A 16,353-nucleotide genomic window follows, 5' to 3' on the forward strand; every position below is an offset into this window, starting at 1 on the left:
CGCCCGCCGATGCCTCCAGGCGAGTCATTTTCCACCCACGTCCCCTTTTCATCCTGTGTCCCCGTCATCCAACAAACCCTCTGCCTTCGTCTCCTTTATCACCAACATGCTCACCTACGGTGTGGGCGTTTTCATCGCCAGCGTCCTGCTCTTCTGGCTCGTCGCCTTTTTCTGGAACGGCGTCGCCTCCCTGCGTCCCAAGCCACCCGCAGCCACGGTGGTGACTGCCGCTCCCGCCCCGGCCGCATCTCCATCTCCAGCCCCTGCGGGCGGTGGCGAGGATCTGGCCACCGCCGGACAGCGCATCTACTCCACCGTTTGCGGTGCCTGTCATCAGCCCACGGGTCTCGGGCTGCCGAACATGTTCCCGCCGCTGGCCAGTTCGGACTGGGTCGGAGCGAAAAAGCCAGATCGACTCATCCGCATGGTGCTGCACGGCTTCACCGGTGCCTTCACGCTCAACGGCAAGCCATTCACGTCCGCCGCACCGCTCATGCCACCGCAGGGAGCTGCCTTGAGCGATGATCAGATCGCCGGGGTGCTCACCTATGTTCGCGCGAATTTCGGCAACCAGGCCGGTCCGGTCTCTCCCGCCGAGGTCAAAGCCATCCGCGAGGCGGAAAAAGCCCGCGCCGCCATGTGGACCGAGGCTGAGCTGCAAAAGATTCCCGTCGAGTGACGCCATGAACGCCTCACCTCCGCAGGAATCGGCTCCGCCAAGCATCCGCTACGCCTCCAGCAGCGCCGGCCCATCGATCGGTGCCTGGTCGTGGCTGCGGATCATGCTCGGCATCGGCCTGGCGGTGGCAGGCAGCCTTTACTTCGGCCGCGTGGTGAACCAGTCCCTCCCGGAGCCACCGCTTCCCGTCGTGGCCCGGATCGACGGCGATCTTCAACTCACCGAGCGCAGCGGACAGACGGTGAAGCTCTCCAGCCTGCGCGGAAAAGTCACCGTCATGGCCTGTTTATACACCGTTTGTCCGCATGGTTGCGCCGCGGTGGTCGGTGAGATGAAGAAACTCCACGATGCTCATCACTCGCGGCCGGATTTCCATCTCGTCTCCCTCGCCGTCGCACCGGAACGCGACACACCGCAGTTCCTCCAGGCCTACGCGGAAGGTGTCGGCGTCAAGCCCGGAGAACCGTGGTGGTTTGTCACCGGACCACAGCAGGCCACGTGGGATTACATGACGCAGCAGCTTCTGATGCAGGTACCGAAACCCATCCCCGAGCCGGAGCGCATCAATCCGCTCGACCTCTATGAGCACGACCTGCGTCTGGTGCTCGTGGACCGCCAGGGCCGCGTGCGCGGCTACTACTCCGTTTTTCACCCTCAACCTGAGATCGCCCGGCTCATGACCGAAAAACTCGGCCGTGATGTCCAGCGTCTCCTCGATCATCCCGAACTCTAAACGCCCCTAACTCCATGAAACACATCCTCATCCTCCTGCTCGGCCTGTTTTCCATCACCTCCTGCTTCGGCGGGGAACCTGTGACCTTTGTCTATGAAGGTGAGGTCTCCGGCGTCATGTGCAGCGTCTGCAGCAGCCACGTGCAGACGGCGCTTTCCAAGATCAAAGGCGTGGAAAGCGTCAAGGTCCTCCGCAACGACGCTGGCGGGCTGCCGAAACTCGAAATCATCGCCGCCAATGCTGCGATCACGCGCGAGGAATGCGTCAAGGCACTGGGCGAATACGCGAAAACCTACGACGTGCGCAGCTTGAAGCTTGTGAAGTCGAAGTAGGCCTCGTGCGGCTCTCTTGCGGTCACTCGGGCAGTTCCTCGCCATGCGTCTCCGGCAGCAGGGCGAGGAACACCAGACCCAGCAGGAAGAAGCCGCCGAGGCACGTGATCGCCATGCGAAGGTCCATCGTCGATTTCATCCACGCGGAGAGCCAGATCAAAACGGGCGCAGCGAGCAAACGACCCGTGTTGAAGCAGAAGCCGGAGCCGGTGGCGCGAAGATGCGTCGGAAACAGCGCCGGGAAATACGCCGCATAGCCCGCATGGATGCCCTGCGCGAAGAAGCCGAACATCGGGAGCAGCACGAGCAGCACCGCATAGCTGTTCACTTGCGACGGCAGCCAACAAACGATGGGCGTCATGATCAGTGCGGCGATATGCATGACCACAAAGGTCTTCTTGCAGCCCCAACGTGCCGCCAGCGGCCCAAATGCGACCATTCCAGCCCCTGCGCCCGCTGTTTGGATGAAACCAAACGCGATCTTCGATTTGCTGGCCCAGTCTGGATCATTCGCTCGCTTCAGGAAATCGGCCGCGATGTCCTGTCCGGCCACCACGACGCCCCAAAACGTCGCGAGGCCCACCATCGCCAGCATCGCGCCAAACACCGCGCGTGAACGCCATCGCGCATCGCCGAGCAATTCGCCGAAACTGCCCATGCGCTCCTTTTTCGTCTCACGCGCCGCTTTCCACGACTCCGGCTCCTTGATGCTCAGGCGCACCCACAGCACCAGCAACGCCGGCGCGACACCCAGCAGATACGCCGTGCGCCATTCCGTGCCCACCCACAGTCCTGCGGCGGCCGCGAGCCACAAGCCGGCCACACTCGTCGCGTGGAAGATGCCTCCCGCGCGCTCCCGGGCCTCTTTGGGAAATACTTCGGCCACCAAAGCCGCGCCGACGGCCCATTCGCCGCCCACACCCATCGCCACGAGGAAACGCAGCGCGCCGACCTGCCAGATTTGATCCGCAAACGCCGTGATGCCGGAAAACACGGAGTAAAACAGGATCGTCAGCGCCATCACCGGATTGCGGCCCCACTTGTCCGCCAGCGAGCTGAACAACAAACCGCCGAAGGTTCCGCCGATGAGGAAGATGCCGAGGAAGCGCTCCCCCCACAGCTTCACCAGCGGATCATCCGCCTTCACATGCAGCAGGTCCGGCAGCATGTCCGCACGCGTCAGATTGTAGATCTGCCCCTCAAACGCATCGAAGATCCATCCCAACGACGCGACAACGAGCACCAGCCACTGATAGCGGGTGACGGAGGAATACCATTTGTTCGGAGTGGAGATCATGGCGGCTCGATTTGAGCAAGGTTGTGCAATAAAACGCCAGATATTGCAATATTGGAATATCTGACCGGATTTTCGTGCTCCCCTGGCACGGACAATCAAATTCTCACCCGTTCGTGATGCCACTCATCGGGTGCGCGCTCACCGTGTCCCAGGCGATCTGCTGGAGCAGCGTGTTCAGCTTCGCCTTGTCGTCATCGCTCATGTCTTTGAGCGCGCGAAAGGCCAGCGGCAACGGCAGGCCGACGGGGCTCCTGCGATAGATCACCGCGTAATGGCAGTAGCTGGAGAGAAATTGCAGCGGCAGCAGCGCATGGCCCCAGTTGTCGCGGAAGAGCTCGCTTTGCTGCTTCAAGCCGGGCGCTTCGCCCTTCACGATCTTCTCGCGCAGCGTCACCGCGGCCATGCCGACCGGAACGATGACCACCGCGTCCTTGCCGAGGCGTTGATTGATACCTTTGACGTAGGCCTCGATGTCTTTCGCGTAGCGCATCGTCGCATCGCGGAGCTTGGCGATGTCCGTGGCGTTGTGATCGACCTTTTTGCGCGTCTGAAGCGGATAAACCGGCTCATACTCGTCATTCGGCATCCAATACTCCTGCACCGTGATGCGCAGTGCCGGATTGTGCTCGATGCCGAGCTTCAAGAATTGCTCGATCGCCTCATCCGGCAGCCAGATAGGCGAAAGCGTCAGCACATCGGCCCCGCCAGCCTTCAGCACCTGCTTCACCGCACTTTTCTCCTCCTGCACATCCCAATGCTTCTGCACCGTCGAGCCACCGATGCTCGAAAGGCCCACCAATTGATGCTTCAAGCCCGCCGACACCGCGATCTGCTCCACCTGCCGATACGTGAACACATGAAAACTGTGCCCGCAGGTCGCCACACGCAGCCCCGTGGTGATTGGCGGCTGTGGATCAGCCGCATGAACGATGAGTCCGGTGAAAGCGAGGAGAGCGAGTGGGATAAAAGATCGCATGACCCGTGAAACGCCTGCCAGACGCCAAATCACTCAAGGCATGCCAGGGAGCCATTGGCCGTTTTCAAGGGCCACGCCGCTCAAGGTGGCGCTGGCGCCGGCTTTCACGGTGTAGCCGGCTTGGTTGAGGCTGGCGTTGGGCCAGTCTTTTTGATGTTCGATGAGCTTTCCGCCCTCGGTGTGCAGCCTCGGTGACTTCAGAGCTTCGCCGAAGGGCCGTTGGCGGATGATGTGCTGCGCGAGGATGGCGAGAACCGGGAGCATCAGGACTCACGGGCTTGGCTGGCTCGCGGCGAGCTTTTCAAACAGCGCATTCAGCCTCGCGACGATGTCGGGATGCTCTTGGAAGACGTTGCGGGTCTGGCCGAGGTCGGTGTCGAGGTTGTAGAGCTGCTGCGGGGGCGAGTTGGGCTTCAATTCGGTGTCAGCGGTGAAGTCGCTGTTGGTGAGGCCGAGTTCGTGGAGGCGGAAGTAGCGCTCTTTGTCGCCGAAGGTCTTGTTCGTCGTGTGGCCAGCGCCCTGGCCGCGCACGAGCACCCACGGACCTTCGCGTACCGCCCACAGCTCATCGGGGCCGCGGTTCTTCTTCGCGGTGAGCGAGGCGGAGAGCGATTGCACGATGAGATGCTGCCGCAGTCCTTTGGCATCCTCTTGATCGAGAAATGCGGGCAGCGCGTTCACGCTGTCCTCACCGGCTCCAGGCGGCACGTTCTGACCCGTGAGCGCGGCAAAGGTGGCCATCAAATCGGTGAGGCATACGAGCTGGTCGCACACGCGACCCGCGGGCACATGACCGGGCCAGCGAACCAGAAACGGCACGCGGTGGCCGCCTTCCCACACATCGCCCTTTTGGCCGTTCAGCGGCGCATTCGCACGATGACCGGCTTTCACCGTGGCGAGCTCGTAACGTGCTCCGTTGTCCGCGCTGAAAATGACCAGCGTGTCCTGCGTGAGGCCTTTTTTGTCGAGCAGGTCGAGCAACTCGCCGACGGACCAGTCGAGCTCCTGCGCGAAGTCGCCATACACGCCGCACTCGCTGCTGCCCCGAAAGCGTGGCGTGGGCGAAAGCGGCACGTGGATGTTGTTCGGCGCGTAGTAGAGAAAGAAGGGCTGTTTGCCGTTTTGACGGTCGAGATAGGCCAGCGCCTTCTCATGCAGCGTGATCGCGTTTTTTCGTCCGTCGGCCAGTTTGACGGCCTTCGCGCCTTCGCGGAGCTCTTTTTTGGTCGGGATGCGTTTTCCGTCCTCCAAGCCGACCACGCGATGGTTTTCGACATTGAGGTCGCGGTTGTTGTCGTGGCCGAAAAAGTAGTCAAAGCCGCACTCGAGCGGTCCGGGCTTCAATTCATCGCTCCACGTCACGGGTTTCTCCCGCGTGCCGTAGCCGAGATGCCACTTCCCGACGATGCCCGTGGCATAGCCCGCCTTCTTCAAAAGCGACGCGACCGTGAGCCGGCCGTCCTCGATGAGCAGCGGCGCCCCCGCCGAAGCCCACGTCACCAGCGGCCGACGCCACGCGTAGCGCCCGGTCATGAGCCCATAACGCGACGGGCAGCACACCGCCGCGGGCGCATGCGCATCGGTGAAGCGCGTGCCTTCCTTCGCGATGCGGTCGATGTTTGGCGTCTTCAGCTTCGTCGCGCCCTGGCAGGAGAGGTCGTTGTAACCCAGGTCATCGGCGAGGATGAGCAGGATGTTCGGCGGCGCCGAAAATGACGAAGATAGAATGACGAATGACGAGAGGAAGAGGGCGAGGAGCGTGCGCATGGCGATGGCTTACGATTTCCAGCCGGCGCGATACTCCTTGTCGAGCAGCGCAGTAGCCGAAGGGGCATTCTTGAAAGCGACCGCGTCGTTGTCCCATTCGAGGCGTTGGCCGGGGTGACGAATGGCGATCATGCCGAGAAGGCCGATCTCGCTCAAAGCGCCGCCGTATTCGAAAGGCGAGCCCGCGGGGCGGTTCGCGCGAATGGCGTCGAGCCAGTCTTGGTGATGATCGCCTTTCTCGACGCGTGGCAGCGTCTCCTTTGGCATAGTGAAGGCCTTCATTTTCGATTCCGGGATGATGCGCACGCTGCCCGCGCCGTGCGAGCCGTGCATGATCTTGCCTTTGTCGCCGATGATGACCGCGCCGATGCCGACGACCTTGCGCTTGTCCTCCTCCAGCTCCGGCGGCGTTGGAATCGGGGTCTCGCCATCGTGCCAGACGAGCTTCACCGGGCCGCGCGAGCCTTTGCCGGCGAACTCAAACGTGATCTTGCTGCCTTTCGGACAATACGCCGCGTCTTTGACCGGATCGTAGCCTGTGACCTCGGCGGAGATCGCTGTCGGTGCCCCGAGATCGAGCGCCCAGAAGCTCGGATCGACGATGTGGCAGACCCAGTCGGCGATGCAGCCGTTTCCATACGCGCTGAAGCCACGCCAGGCGAACGGCACCGCCGCCGGCTCATACGCATGCTCCTTCAAAGGCCCCATCCACAGATCCCAGTCGAGTTCCTTCGGCACCTCGGTGAGTGGCGATGCGGCCTTGCCAATGCGGCAATACACGTCGCGGAAGGCATCGCAGCCTGCGTGAATCTCCGTGATGTTCCCGATGGCTCCCGCCTGCACCATTTCGACAAACAACCGGATCGAGTGCGAAGAATGGCCCTGATTGCCAACCTGCGTGATCACCTTCGACTCCAGCGCGGCTTTTCGCATGCGCCGCACCTCCTGCACCGTGTGCGCGAGCGGTTTTTCGCAATACACATGCTTCCCTAGTTGCAGCGCCGGCAGGCAGGCCGCCGCATGCGTGTGATCCGGCGTGGCGACGACCACCGCGTCAATCCCGTTGCTCATGGCATCGAACATCTTCCGGAAATCCTTGAAGCGTTTCGCCTTCGGGTGCGCCTCAAAACTCTTCGCCGCCCGGCGATCGTCCACATCACAAAGCGCGACGATTTCCTCACCCGAAACACCCTGCAAGTCCACCGCGCCACGCCCACCGCAGCCGATCACCGCGATGCGAATCTTCTCCGACGGCGCTCGCGAGCCACTCTGCGCCCGCACGACATGCGCCGGGACCAATTGAAAGCCGAAAGCGGCGGCGGAAGTCTGGAGGAAGGCACGGCGGGAACGGGCGGAGATGTGTTGGCTCATGGTGGTGCGTGCTTAACGCCTTCACACCGGCGTTCCTCACAACTCGTCCACATCACTCAATCACACGAGGCCGCATCCACAGGCGTTCACTTGCGCAAGTCCGCGATGCCGTTGCCCAGCGCGAAGACCGTGCGCACTTCAGCATCGGTCAAAGCACGGTTGAACAGAGCGATGTCGTCAAGCAGACCGACATAGCTGTAGCCGAGCGTCAGGGCGCTTTGTTCGATGTCCCAGTTGAAGCTGTTCTCCCAGCCGCTGAACTCGCCCATCTTCACGCCGTCGAGATACAGCCGGCCCCAGCCGTCCTTCGCGCCCGTGTTGGCATTGCCAAAGGTGAAACACACGTGAGTCCAGTGCTCACGACTGAAGGGCGGCTTTTCCACTGCCACCATCGGGCGGCGTGACATCGCCTCCCACTTCTCGTTGTTCGGATTCCACAGCTTGGTGATGGCCATGATGGCGTAGCGGAAATGGCGCGGCGTGTGGTCCTTGCTGAACTCGACAAACATGTTCCCCTCACCCCAGGCTTGTGCCACGAACTGAAGCGGATCGCAGTAGCCGGGCTCCAGGTCCTTGTCCGGGTCCAGTTTCATCCAGAACGAGGCGCTGCCGCTCCAGTTCTTCGGCTGGAAGCCGAGGTTGCCCTTGCCGCGGAAGAAAACGACGTCCTTCGATTTCCGGCGGAAGGCCAGCGCGTCGCCAAAACGGCCTTCACCCTTCGCGATTTCGATGGCGTCCGCTTCGGCGAGCCCCTCCTTCGGCTCCGTGCGTTTCCGTCCGGGCGCGGTGAAGATGTGGCGCTCGCCCGTGGCAAAGTCGGCATCGGCGCCGTGATCAAAGGACGCGTGAAAAAGCAGCGCGGACTGGAGGGGTTCGTCAGCGGAGGCGCTGAGCGCGAAAATGAGGGCAAACAGAGCAGGGCGCATGAGAGGATCGTGTTGGCGAAGAATCAGAGCGTCAGCGTGGCGGCACAGATCACTTTTCGAGCGTCCATTTCACCGCATTCAGCAGCAGTCGTCGCACATCCACGATCTGCATGTCCTCAGGAGCACCGAGGCTGGTGTAGAAGATGCGGGCATTGTTCGGGCCGTAGCGGCGCGTCCAGGCCACCGGCTGCGGCGGAGTGGTGCTGCCTGCGCCAGCCGTGCCGGTGAGGATGGGCGTGGCGTTAGCTGCGAGCGGCAGCACTTTGTAGAGCGACTGATGGCCGCGGATGTTCGCGGCATTCACGCCTTCGAGCAGCGGCGTTTTGACACCGGCGGGCACGCTGACCGTGTAGGGCAGCCCTTTTGTCTCGTAGCCGGCATTTTCACCGCCGAGCACGTCGTGGGTGAATTCCGGCCAGATCGTCAGACCTGCATCGACGCTGTCTTTCGGCCGCGGAATGAAGGCGTGGTTCGCCGTGCGGATGCCGAGCAGCGGCTTGCCGGTGTTGAGGTGAGCGCGGACCGCATCCATCTGCGCCTGCGGCAGAAACCGGCGGCGGGAGAAGAGGATGAGCAGGTCTGCGTCCTTCAACGCCTCGATGAGACCTTCGAAGTGATGCTTCACCGGCTTGTCGCCCACCACGACGGTGACCTTGTGGCCCTGTGGACGCAGTTCATTCGCCGCGAAGGCATTCATCGAGTTCACCGCATCGTAATTGTCCGGCTCCTCGACGGCCATGATGACGATGTTCGCCGCGTGAGAGGCGGTGATGAGGCTGAAAAGCAACGTGAGAGTGAGAAGGATGGGCTTCATGACGAGTGGGGGCGGTTGCACACGGTGCTTCCTTGATGCGGCGAGGGAATCAGCCAAACAGGGCCCGTACCGGCTGGCCGCGGTCGGTGATGGGCACGGGACGGTCGCCATCGTAGAGTTCCTTGGCCGGATTGATGCCGAGATCGGCCAGGATGGTGGCGAAGAGATCTGGAACACCGCAGGGATTTTCGACCGGCTTTTTCGACAGCTCATCCGTCACGCCCCACGCGCCGCAGTGCTTCAGCCCGCCGCCCGCCAGCACCACGCTGAACGCGCTGCCCTGATGACCGCGTCCGCCGCCGCCATCGAATTCCGCAGGCCGGCCGAACTCGGTGTTCACGACGATCAGCGTCTTGTCGAGCAGGCCGTGCGCCTTCAGGTCGGTGATCAGCGTGCTGAGCGCCTGGTCGAGATCCTGGATGAGCACGTGCTGCTTGAGCTGGCCCTGGTTGTGCGTGTCCCAGCCGGTGCCGTTGACGAAGTTGAGATTGTGCGAGACCTCAATGAAACGCACGCCGCGCTGGATGAGGCGACGGGCCAGCAGGCAGCGCTGCCCGAACTCGCTGCCATAGGCACTGCGCAGCTCGCCCTTTTCCGATTTCAAATCAAAGACCTGCATGAACTCCGGCCCGGCCAGTTGCAGGCTCTCTTCCAGAGCCGTGTCGTATTCAGCAAGGATGGGACTGGAGCGCAGTTGCTTCGCGGTTTGCCGCATGGTGCCCAGCAACTGCTCACGACGACTCTGACGTGGATCGAGGATGTGCTCCGGCCGCTTCAAACCGGCGGGTCCGGCCTCGGTGTCGAGCAAATAGAGAAAGCCCGCCTTCGCGCCGAGGAATCCAGGCCCGCGCGAGAAATTCGGATAACCGATGAGCACATAGGCGGGCACGCCTTCGGCCGCGGCTCCACGCTCGCTGGCGATCATGGAGCCGAGCGAGGGATACACCGTCGTGCCGCTGACATTGCGGCCGGTGTGCATGCGGTTCGAGGCGGCGGCATGCTCGTCGATCACGTCGTGATTCACCGTGCGCATCGCCGTGATGTGCTCCATGAGCTTTGCGCAGCGTGAGAGATGCTCCGTGACCTTCACGCCGGGCACGGAGGTCTCGATGCTGGGGTAATAACTGCCCGCCTTCTTCGCTTTGGCATCGCCCACCGCCTTCGGGTCCCAGGTGTCCACCTGCGCCGCTCCACCGCCGAGCCAGATGTGGATGCAGTGCTCCGCCTTCCCCATGGGAAAATGCGCCACGTGGGCGGCTTCCTTCGCCATCAAAGCCAGATCAGCATTCGCGGCGACACCGGCAGCACCGGCGAGTTTGAGGATGGAGCGTCTTTTCATGAGTGGGGCGGAGGAACGGCGGCGAGGGCGACTATTACGACGCCCAAGCCCCGAACTTCTCCCCGACGTGTGGCTCGCATGCTCCTTTCCGAACCGTCATCCACGCAGACTCTTCCTTGCCGCCGCCAAATCCGACGGCGCGGCCTACTTTTTCTCCAGCACCATCAGGAACTGGCCGGCCTGCGGGCTGGTCTGCAGTTTGTCGGGCCGTTTGGAGCGCGGATTGTCGTTGGCGGAGCACCATTTCAGCGTCTTGCCGTCGAGATCGAAGATGCCTTCATACTTCTTCCCGGCGAACTGCCCTTCCGTGCCGGTGGCGTCGATGTTGCGGCCGGACAGGCGGTAGGTGCCCGCGCCCATCTCGCGATTTCCCTGCGGGTTCGACGCGGTGATCTTGTCCTCGGTGATGACGAGGCGGATCTCGCCATGCTTCGAGCCGTCACTGTCCGCCATGTAGCCTTCCCAGGTGCCGAGCAGGCCGGATTTCGCCTCCTCCTTGCCCGAGGTGGCTGGGGAAGACGGTTTCGAGGCCGTCGGCGGGGCCGTGGGAGCCGCAGGCTTCGGCTCGACCGCCGGAGCGCCTCCACCCTGCTGCCGGACGAAGGCCTGGTCCGCCGCGCTCAGTCTGGCGATGGGGAATGACGAGGTCCGGCCGTCGGCCATGCGCACGACGACATTCTCGCCTTCGACCTTCACCAGCTCCGCCTCGGCCGTCTGTCCGGTGATGGATGTCCACGTCCGTGCATGGACGCTGGCAGAGACGAGAAGGACGGTGGTGGCGGCGAGGAAGAGATGTGTTTTCATGGCAGCGGGCGGAAGATGCCGCCGCCAGCCGCCCAGCCTAATGAAAAGGCTTTCATCTTCGGCACCGCAGCGGCAGGGAAACCGGCACGGCAGGATCAGAGCATGCCTGCGCAAGACAGACAGGCTTCCCGACGCCTTCATCCTTGCGGAAACGGCCCTTGCCCGCGAGTATCCGCCCCCCTTTCCGTCATGACCACCTCCCAACAGCTTCTGGCAGCCGCCACGCTCATCTTTGTGGGCGCGGTCGTGCAGGCGCTGCTCGCGCTCAAATCGGGGTCGTGGAAGCAGACCCGCGGCCAGTTCATGCTCATGACGCTGGGATTCCTGCTCCAGACCGGATTCATCTACCTGCGCGGCCAGGAGGTGCGGCAGTGCCCGATCCGGAGTCTGGCAGACATCCTCGTTTTCATCGCCTGGAGCGTGGTGATGCTCTATTTCCTCGTCGGTTCGGCTTACCGGCTGTCTTTGCTGGGGCTGTTCACCGCGCCGCTGGTCACCATCATGCATGCGATGGCCTTTTTGAACGGCTTCGCGCCCTATCCGCCGAAGGGGCCGGTCAATGCGCTGGTGGAGCTGCACATCGCGCTGGCGCTCATCTCCTACGCGTCCTTCGCCCTCGCCTGCATCACCGGCGTCATGTACCTCATCCAGGAGCGCATGCTGAAGCTGCATCAGATTGGCGGCTTGTTTTATCAACTGCCGCCGATCCAGGGCCTCTCGCAGGCGATCCAGCGCCTCGTGCGCTTCGGCTTGCTGCTGCTCAGCATCGCGCTGGCCATTTCCTTTGCCCTCCATCTGCCGATGACGAAGACCGGCCACGTCGTCTTCGCCTGGATCGTGTGGGGGCTGTATGCGGTGATCGCGTTTCTGATGTGGCGGCATTTCACCTCGCCACGACGCACCGCGTGGCTGGCCGTCGTCGGCTTCATCCTGCCGTTCATTTCGTTGTGGATCGTCACGCATGCCTGAGCCGACTGACAACCGCAGCGGCCTCGTCTGTGTGGGCCTGAACTACAAAACGACGCCTGTGGAAGTGCGGGAGCGTCTCGCATTCCCTGAGGCGCAGGTGCCGGAGGCCGTGCAGCAGGTGCGATCCCTGCCCGGATTCGAGGAAAGCGTCGTCATCAGCACCTGCAACCGTGTCGAGCTCTACGTGGCGCACTCGCTGGCCAGCGGCGACCACGGCCACGCGGCGCTGCGTGACTTCCTGGTGCGGCACTTCCAGCTTCAGCCGGAACACGCCGAGGCGCTCGTGCTCTACAATCTCGACGCCGCCGAGGCCGCACGTCACTTGTTCCGCGTTGTCAGCGGTCTCGATTCCATGGTGCTGGGGGAGACGGAGATTTTCGGCCAGGTCAAAGCCGCCTACAAAACCGCGCTCGACACCGGCACCACCGGCCGGACGCTGAACAAGCTCTTCCAGCAGGCCTTTACCGTGGGCAAAAAGGTGCGCAACGAGACCACCATCCAGCGCGGCTCCACCAGCGTCGGCAGCGTGGCCGTCGATCTGGCTGAAAAGGTGCACGATTTGAAGCAGTGCCGCGTCATGCTCGTCGGCGCGGGCGAGATGAGCCGCACCTGCGCGCAGAGCCTGCTTTCCCGCGGTGCGAAGAGCATCATCGTCTCCAATCGCAGCTATGACAAAGCGGTCGAACTGGCCACGGAGATGAAAGGCACCGCGATGAAGTTCGACGAGTGGGAGCACTCGCTGCACGAGGTCGATGTGATCATCTCCAGCACCAGCGCGCCGCATTTCGTCATCAAGCCGGAGCAGGTTGACCAGGTCATGCGCAAGCGCCGCTGGGAGCCGCTGCTCATCATCGACATCGCCGTGCCGCGTGATGTCGATCCGGCCGTGAACGAGATCGAAGGCGTTTATCTCTACGACATCGACGCCCTGCAGGCCATCGCCGACGAAGGCCGCCGCGAACGCGAGCGACAGCTCGTCGCCTGCGAGCGTATCATTGAGGAGCAGCTCGAAAAATTCGGCTTCGTCAAAACCACCCTTTCATGAGCATCGAAAAAGTCATCCTGGGCACCCGCGGCAGCGAACTGGCCCTCACCCAGACCACCATGGTCACCGCCGCGTTGCAAAACGCGCACCCGCAGCTCCACATCGAGCGCCAGATCATCCAGACCAGCGGTGACAAGCGCCAGGACCTGCGTTTCTCCGAGTTCAGCGGCGTGGCGAACGTGGACAAGGGCATCTTCATCAAGGAGCTCGAAATCGCGCTCGAAAACCGCCAGATCGACGCCGCCGTGCACAGCCTGAAGGACGTGCCGAGCGATCTCGCCGCCGGATTCACCATCGCCGCCGTCCTGTCACGCGCGCCGATCGAGGACGTGCTCATCACGCGCGATCCGCACACGCTCGACAGCCTGCCGAAAGGCGCCCGCGTCGGCACCAGCAGCGTGCGCCGTGCCGCGCAGCTCAAGTTCCTGCGCCCGGACCTCGAGATCGTCGAGATCCGCGGCAACGTGCCCACCCGTGTGAAGAAAGTGCTCGGCGAAAACGCGCTCGATGCCGTGCTGCTCGCCGCCGCCGGGCTGCTGCGCCTGGGTTTGCTGAATGCGAACCTCAGCCGCATCCACATCGAAGGCCAGACGCTCTGCGCCCTCGTGCTCGATCCCGTGAAGTTTCTTCCCGCCGCAGGGCAGGGGGCCATCGCCATCGAATGCCGTGCCGGTGACGACGCCGTGATCCAGGCGATTCGCTCCCTCAATCACGCCGAAACCGAGTCTCGCGTCACGGCAGAGCGCGAGTTCCTCAAGATTCTCGGTGCTGGCTGCCAGACACCTGTCGGTGCCCACACCTGGGTCAAGGACAGCCGTCTGCACATGGCCGTGCGTGTCTTCAACGAGGCCAATCTGGCCGCCCCGCCCGTCGAACGTGAGGCGAGTCGCCCGGTGGAAGAGGCAAAACAGCTCGCGGCCGACCTTGTGGCCATGCTTTGAGCCGAAATCGGCGCGAAACCTTGCGGGCAGCCGGGCGTTTCAGCGCCCATGAAGACGAAACCCCTGCTCCTGCTCGTCGCAGCCTTGCTGCCTGCCACCACGTTTGCCGCGAAAGACGGCAAGCGTCCTCAGAAGTCCGCCACCGGCCATGACGGCCCCATGGGCGGTCTGTTTGAGACCTTCGACAAAAACGGCAACCACCGCATCGACGCCGACGAGCTGCCGGCGCTCCAGAAAGCCTTCGCCACACTCAAGAAGCTCGACCGCAACGCCAACGGCGAAATCGAGCTGGCCGAGGTCGAGCGACCGCAGCCCGCCGCCACGGGCGACCGTCGCAGCCGCATGCTGGAGCACTTCAAGAAGATCGACCGCAACGGCAACCACCAGATCGACACCGACGAAGTCGCAGCCCTGCAAAAAATGGCCTCCGGCGGCAAAATCATGCCGCGCCTTGATCAGAACGGGAACGGCAAGCTCGATCCCGACGAAGTGGCGCGACTGAACAAGCGCCTGGCAGGCAAATACCCGCCATCCGCTCCGCCAGTGCGGAAAGCGCCAGAAAAACCAGCCGAATCACCCAAGCCGGAGAAAAAGAAGGACGAAAAACCCGCTTCCCCGGCTCCCGACGGCAAACCGCCCGGCAACTTCGGCGCTTGATCGGCACGGACGCGACGGCGTTTGGGACTGTGCCGGACAACCCCTGAGGTTTGCCCACAAGCAACCCGCTGGGTGATGACGACTTGGAGCCGTTCGCGTTCCATCGTGCCACCGAGCAGTTGAATCTCGTCGTCGAAGAAGTGGTTGGAGAGCAGCAGATCGCTCAGGTAATCAAAGAGCGACTCCGTGGCGAGCTTTCGGGCATCGGCGACCTTGAGGACGAGGTTCTGATTCGGCAGCAAGGCCACACGATGCTCTTTGCCGCCTTTCAGGGCATCGTTTTGCAGTTCACGACTGATTTCGTCGGCATTGAGCCAGCGGCGCTTTCGCGTGATCAGGTCGCTCAGGACACGGACTTCATCGTCAACTGATTGGCCCGCGCTTTCTGAAGCGTCACCACACCCTGCGTCCGCAAGGCTCTGCGCCGCGCGACGGAGAAAGCCTGTCGCACCTGCGTGAACGGCGTCGTCACGGGCGAGTTCGAGGGCTGCGGTGATGGAGAGGAAGGACTCAATGCGCGAATGATGCTTCAGCCGCCCCCGACTGTCAAAACCGGACTCGCAGGCCGAGATACGCAGCCTCAATCCCACACATACCTCTCGTCCCACTCGATGCGGTGGGCTTGGAGGAAGCGGCGGTATTCGTCTTGGAAGGTGTGTTTGGCGTGGTGCTCTTCCTGGTTGGCGATGTAGGCGCGCACGTCGTCGGTTTTGGATTCGCTGACGGAGAAGATGCCGTAGCCGGACTGCCAGTGAAATTTGGAGAGCATCGGATCGCGATGGGCCTGGTCGATGAGCCAGACGGTGGAGGCGCGTTTCATTTCCTTCACCCAGTCCGCCACCGTGATCGTGCGGGCGAGGCGCAGGAGGATGTGAACGTGATCCGCCACGCCGCCGACGATCAGCGTGGGGCAGTCGAGTCGCGCCGAGATGCCGCCGAGGTAGCGATGGAGTTCGTCGCGCAACGGTTTGTCCGTGAGGAAGGCAAAACGGTCCTTCGTGGACCACACCGCGTGCAGGAGGATGTTTGCCAAGGATTGCGGCATGGCGTGGAGCGTAGGGGGAAGAGCGGGAGGCCGTCAACGGTCAAGTGGGTCCAGGAAGGTCAAGATGGCCGCGATTGGCGTGAAGCCCCGACGACCGGCGATTGGACCGCAACACGGTTCCGGCATGCAGCCCAGGAGTGGACGCGCAGCGGCCTCTCCTGGGAAAACGAGGCCCCAAATGCCCCCACACCGCATCGGACCCCACCGGGGTCCCGTCATGCAGCCCAAGGGTGCCGAGCCTCGGCGAGGCTCCCTTGGGGTTCGCGGGCCCATCGTCCCCATCGCGTTCCCGGACCGCAACGCGGTCCCGTCAGGCGCCGATGCGTGGCCGCAGGGACGTTCGGGTGACGGAACCCCGGTGGGGTTCGTGATCGGGGATCGAGGGTGGTGTGGCGGCGCAGGTCCCAGGAGAGCGCTCGCTATCGCTCGGCACTCCTGGGCTGAATGACGCAAGCCCGTTGGGCTTGGAACGGGGTTAAAACTCCGACAGGCCGACTACAGGGCGGCCAACCGTCGCCTCAATTCGATTGGTCAAACGTCTTGCCAAGTCATCATACTCACTTTCCTGCCAAACGAGGAAATTGTACTGTCTGTTGAACTGAGCCGCTGCGCGGAGGGTGCGTGAGGGGAGTTTGGATGGGGAGTACGCTGGGGGGCT

General features: G+C 63.0%; 18 protein-coding genes. 8 read left to right on the forward strand and 10 right to left on the reverse strand.

The window, feature by feature from the left end; all coding sequences use genetic code 11:
* Nucleotides 1-106: 106 nt before the first annotated feature.
* Genes IAE77_RS15100 through IAE77_RS15110 form a run of 3 tightly spaced genes read left to right on the forward strand, consistent with a single transcriptional unit; the run spans nucleotide 107 to nucleotide 1,744 of the window.
* Nucleotides 107-679 (forward strand): cytochrome c, encoded by a 573-nt coding sequence (locus IAE77_RS15100; RefSeq protein WP_294227871.1) that lies wholly within the window; start codon nucleotides 107-109, stop codon nucleotides 677-679.
* A 4-nt stretch (nucleotides 680-683) separates the two neighbouring features.
* Nucleotides 684-1,412: an SCO family protein gene (locus IAE77_RS15105; protein ID WP_294227873.1), complete on the forward strand. Its 729-nt coding sequence runs from the start codon at nucleotides 684-686 to the stop codon at nucleotides 1,410-1,412.
* Nucleotides 1,413-1,426: 14 nt separating this feature from the next.
* On the forward strand, nucleotides 1,427-1,744 hold the full coding sequence (locus IAE77_RS15110; protein WP_294227875.1) for a heavy-metal-associated domain-containing protein: 318 nt from the start codon (nucleotides 1,427-1,429) through the stop codon (nucleotides 1,742-1,744).
* A gap of 22 nt (nucleotides 1,745-1,766) precedes the next feature.
* On the opposite strand, the gene IAE77_RS15115 is transcribed toward IAE77_RS15110, so the two are convergent.
* From IAE77_RS15115 to IAE77_RS15155, 9 genes are all read right to left on the reverse strand, one after another.
* Nucleotides 1,767-3,041, reverse strand: a complete 1,275-nt coding sequence (locus tag IAE77_RS15115; RefSeq protein ID WP_294227877.1) for an MFS transporter — start codon at nucleotides 3,039-3,041, stop codon at nucleotides 1,767-1,769.
* Nucleotides 3,042-3,144: 103 nt separating this feature from the next.
* Nucleotides 3,145-4,017 (reverse strand): hypothetical protein, encoded by an 873-nt coding sequence (locus IAE77_RS15120; protein ID WP_294227879.1) that lies wholly within the window; start codon nucleotides 4,015-4,017, stop codon nucleotides 3,145-3,147.
* Nucleotides 4,018-4,050: 33 nt separating this feature from the next.
* Complete coding sequence (locus IAE77_RS15125) at nucleotides 4,051-4,281, reverse strand: hypothetical protein (protein ID WP_294227881.1); 231 nt, start codon at nucleotides 4,279-4,281, stop codon at nucleotides 4,051-4,053.
* A gap of 6 nt (nucleotides 4,282-4,287) precedes the next feature.
* Entirely contained in the window at nucleotides 4,288-5,784 is a 1,497-nt protein-coding gene (locus IAE77_RS15130; RefSeq protein WP_294227883.1) for an arylsulfatase, read from the reverse strand.
* A gap of 9 nt (nucleotides 5,785-5,793) precedes the next feature.
* The gene (locus IAE77_RS15135) at nucleotides 5,794-7,155 is read right to left on the reverse strand and encodes a Gfo/Idh/MocA family oxidoreductase (protein ID WP_294227885.1); all 1,362 of its coding nucleotides are present in this window, start codon (nucleotides 7,153-7,155) and stop codon (nucleotides 5,794-5,796) included.
* Nucleotides 7,156-7,241: 86 nt separating this feature from the next.
* Complete coding sequence (locus IAE77_RS15140; RefSeq protein ID WP_294227887.1) at nucleotides 7,242-8,081, reverse strand: LamG-like jellyroll fold domain-containing protein; 840 nt, start codon at nucleotides 8,079-8,081, stop codon at nucleotides 7,242-7,244.
* Between the two features lie 49 nt (nucleotides 8,082-8,130).
* Nucleotides 8,131-8,895, reverse strand: a complete 765-nt coding sequence (locus IAE77_RS15145) for a ThuA domain-containing protein (protein ID WP_294227889.1) — start codon at nucleotides 8,893-8,895, stop codon at nucleotides 8,131-8,133.
* 49 nt (nucleotides 8,896-8,944) lie between these two features.
* Complete coding sequence (locus IAE77_RS15150; protein WP_345780985.1) at nucleotides 8,945-10,165, reverse strand: DUF1501 domain-containing protein; 1,221 nt, start codon at nucleotides 10,163-10,165, stop codon at nucleotides 8,945-8,947.
* A 213-nt stretch (nucleotides 10,166-10,378) separates the two neighbouring features.
* Complete coding sequence (locus IAE77_RS15155; RefSeq protein ID WP_294227893.1) at nucleotides 10,379-11,038, reverse strand: hypothetical protein; 660 nt, start codon at nucleotides 11,036-11,038, stop codon at nucleotides 10,379-10,381.
* Nucleotides 11,039-11,227: 189 nt separating this feature from the next.
* Between IAE77_RS15155 and ccsA the strand changes: the two genes are divergently transcribed.
* Genes ccsA through IAE77_RS15180 form a run of 5 tightly spaced genes read left to right on the forward strand, consistent with a single transcriptional unit; the run spans nucleotide 11,228 to nucleotide 15,021 of the window.
* On the forward strand, nucleotides 11,228-12,007 hold the full coding sequence (gene ccsA / locus IAE77_RS15160; protein ID WP_294227894.1) for a cytochrome c biogenesis protein CcsA: 780 nt from the start codon (nucleotides 11,228-11,230) through the stop codon (nucleotides 12,005-12,007).
* Nucleotides 12,000-13,052, forward strand: coding sequence for a glutamyl-tRNA reductase (hemA, locus tag IAE77_RS15165; RefSeq protein ID WP_294227895.1), 1,053 nt, complete (start codon nucleotides 12,000-12,002; stop codon nucleotides 13,050-13,052). The genes ccsA and hemA overlap by 8 nt, the downstream gene beginning before the upstream one ends.
* Entirely contained in the window at nucleotides 13,049-13,993 is a 945-nt protein-coding gene (gene hemC / locus IAE77_RS15170; protein ID WP_294227898.1) for a hydroxymethylbilane synthase, read from the forward strand. Before hemA ends, hemC begins: the two co-directional genes overlap by 4 nt.
* Before the next feature lie 48 nt (nucleotides 13,994-14,041).
* Entirely contained in the window at nucleotides 14,042-14,650 is a 609-nt protein-coding gene (locus IAE77_RS15175; protein WP_294227901.1) for an EF-hand domain-containing protein, read from the forward strand.
* 50 nt (nucleotides 14,651-14,700) lie between these two features.
* Complete coding sequence (locus IAE77_RS15180; protein ID WP_294227903.1) at nucleotides 14,701-15,021, forward strand: hypothetical protein; 321 nt, start codon at nucleotides 14,701-14,703, stop codon at nucleotides 15,019-15,021.
* 209 nt (nucleotides 15,022-15,230) lie between these two features.
* Here IAE77_RS15180 and tnpA read toward each other — a convergent pair whose 3' ends face one another.
* Nucleotides 15,231-15,695: an IS200/IS605 family transposase gene (gene tnpA / locus IAE77_RS15185; protein ID WP_294227904.1), complete on the reverse strand. Its 465-nt coding sequence runs from the start codon at nucleotides 15,693-15,695 to the stop codon at nucleotides 15,231-15,233.
* Nucleotides 15,696-16,353: the final 658 nt, after the last annotated feature.

It is taken from the genome of Prosthecobacter sp. (assembly GCF_014879935.1).
Lineage (GTDB): Bacteria > Verrucomicrobiota > Verrucomicrobiia > Verrucomicrobiales > Verrucomicrobiaceae > Prosthecobacter.

Coding starts and splice junctions, on each gene's coding strand:
- IAE77_RS15155 (WP_294227893.1), bottom strand. CDS start 11,038: ATGAAAACACATCTCTTCCTCGCCGCCACCACCGTCCTTCTCGTCTCT.
- IAE77_RS15105 (WP_294227873.1), top strand. CDS start 684: ATGAACGCCTCACCTCCGCAGGAATCGGCTCCGCCAAGCATCCGCTAC.
- IAE77_RS15100 (WP_294227871.1), top strand. CDS start 107: ATGCTCACCTACGGTGTGGGCGTTTTCATCGCCAGCGTCCTGCTCTTC.
- IAE77_RS15140 (WP_294227887.1), bottom strand. CDS start 8,081: ATGCGCCCTGCTCTGTTTGCCCTCATTTTCGCGCTCAGCGCCTCCGCT.
- IAE77_RS15115 (WP_294227877.1), bottom strand. CDS start 3,041: ATGATCTCCACTCCGAACAAATGGTATTCCTCCGTCACCCGCTATCAG.
- hemC (WP_294227898.1), top strand. CDS start 13,049: ATGAGCATCGAAAAAGTCATCCTGGGCACCCGCGGCAGCGAACTGGCC.
- IAE77_RS15135 (WP_294227885.1), bottom strand. CDS start 7,155: ATGAGCCAACACATCTCCGCCCGTTCCCGCCGTGCCTTCCTCCAGACT.
- hemA (WP_294227895.1), top strand. CDS start 12,000: ATGCCTGAGCCGACTGACAACCGCAGCGGCCTCGTCTGTGTGGGCCTG.
- IAE77_RS15110 (WP_294227875.1), top strand. CDS start 1,427: ATGAAACACATCCTCATCCTCCTGCTCGGCCTGTTTTCCATCACCTCC.
- IAE77_RS15130 (WP_294227883.1), bottom strand. CDS start 5,784: ATGCGCACGCTCCTCGCCCTCTTCCTCTCGTCATTCGTCATTCTATCT.
- IAE77_RS15150 (WP_345780985.1), bottom strand. CDS start 10,165: ATGGCGAAGGAAGCCGCCCACGTGGCGCATTTTCCCATGGGGAAGGCG.
- IAE77_RS15125 (WP_294227881.1), bottom strand. CDS start 4,281: ATGCTCCCGGTTCTCGCCATCCTCGCGCAGCACATCATCCGCCAACGG.
- ccsA (WP_294227894.1), top strand. CDS start 11,228: ATGACCACCTCCCAACAGCTTCTGGCAGCCGCCACGCTCATCTTTGTG.
- IAE77_RS15175 (WP_294227901.1), top strand. CDS start 14,042: ATGAAGACGAAACCCCTGCTCCTGCTCGTCGCAGCCTTGCTGCCTGCC.
- IAE77_RS15120 (WP_294227879.1), bottom strand. CDS start 4,017: ATGCGATCTTTTATCCCACTCGCTCTCCTCGCTTTCACCGGACTCATC.
- tnpA (WP_294227904.1), bottom strand. CDS start 15,695: ATGCCGCAATCCTTGGCAAACATCCTCCTGCACGCGGTGTGGTCCACG.
- IAE77_RS15145 (WP_294227889.1), bottom strand. CDS start 8,895: ATGAAGCCCATCCTTCTCACTCTCACGTTGCTTTTCAGCCTCATCACC.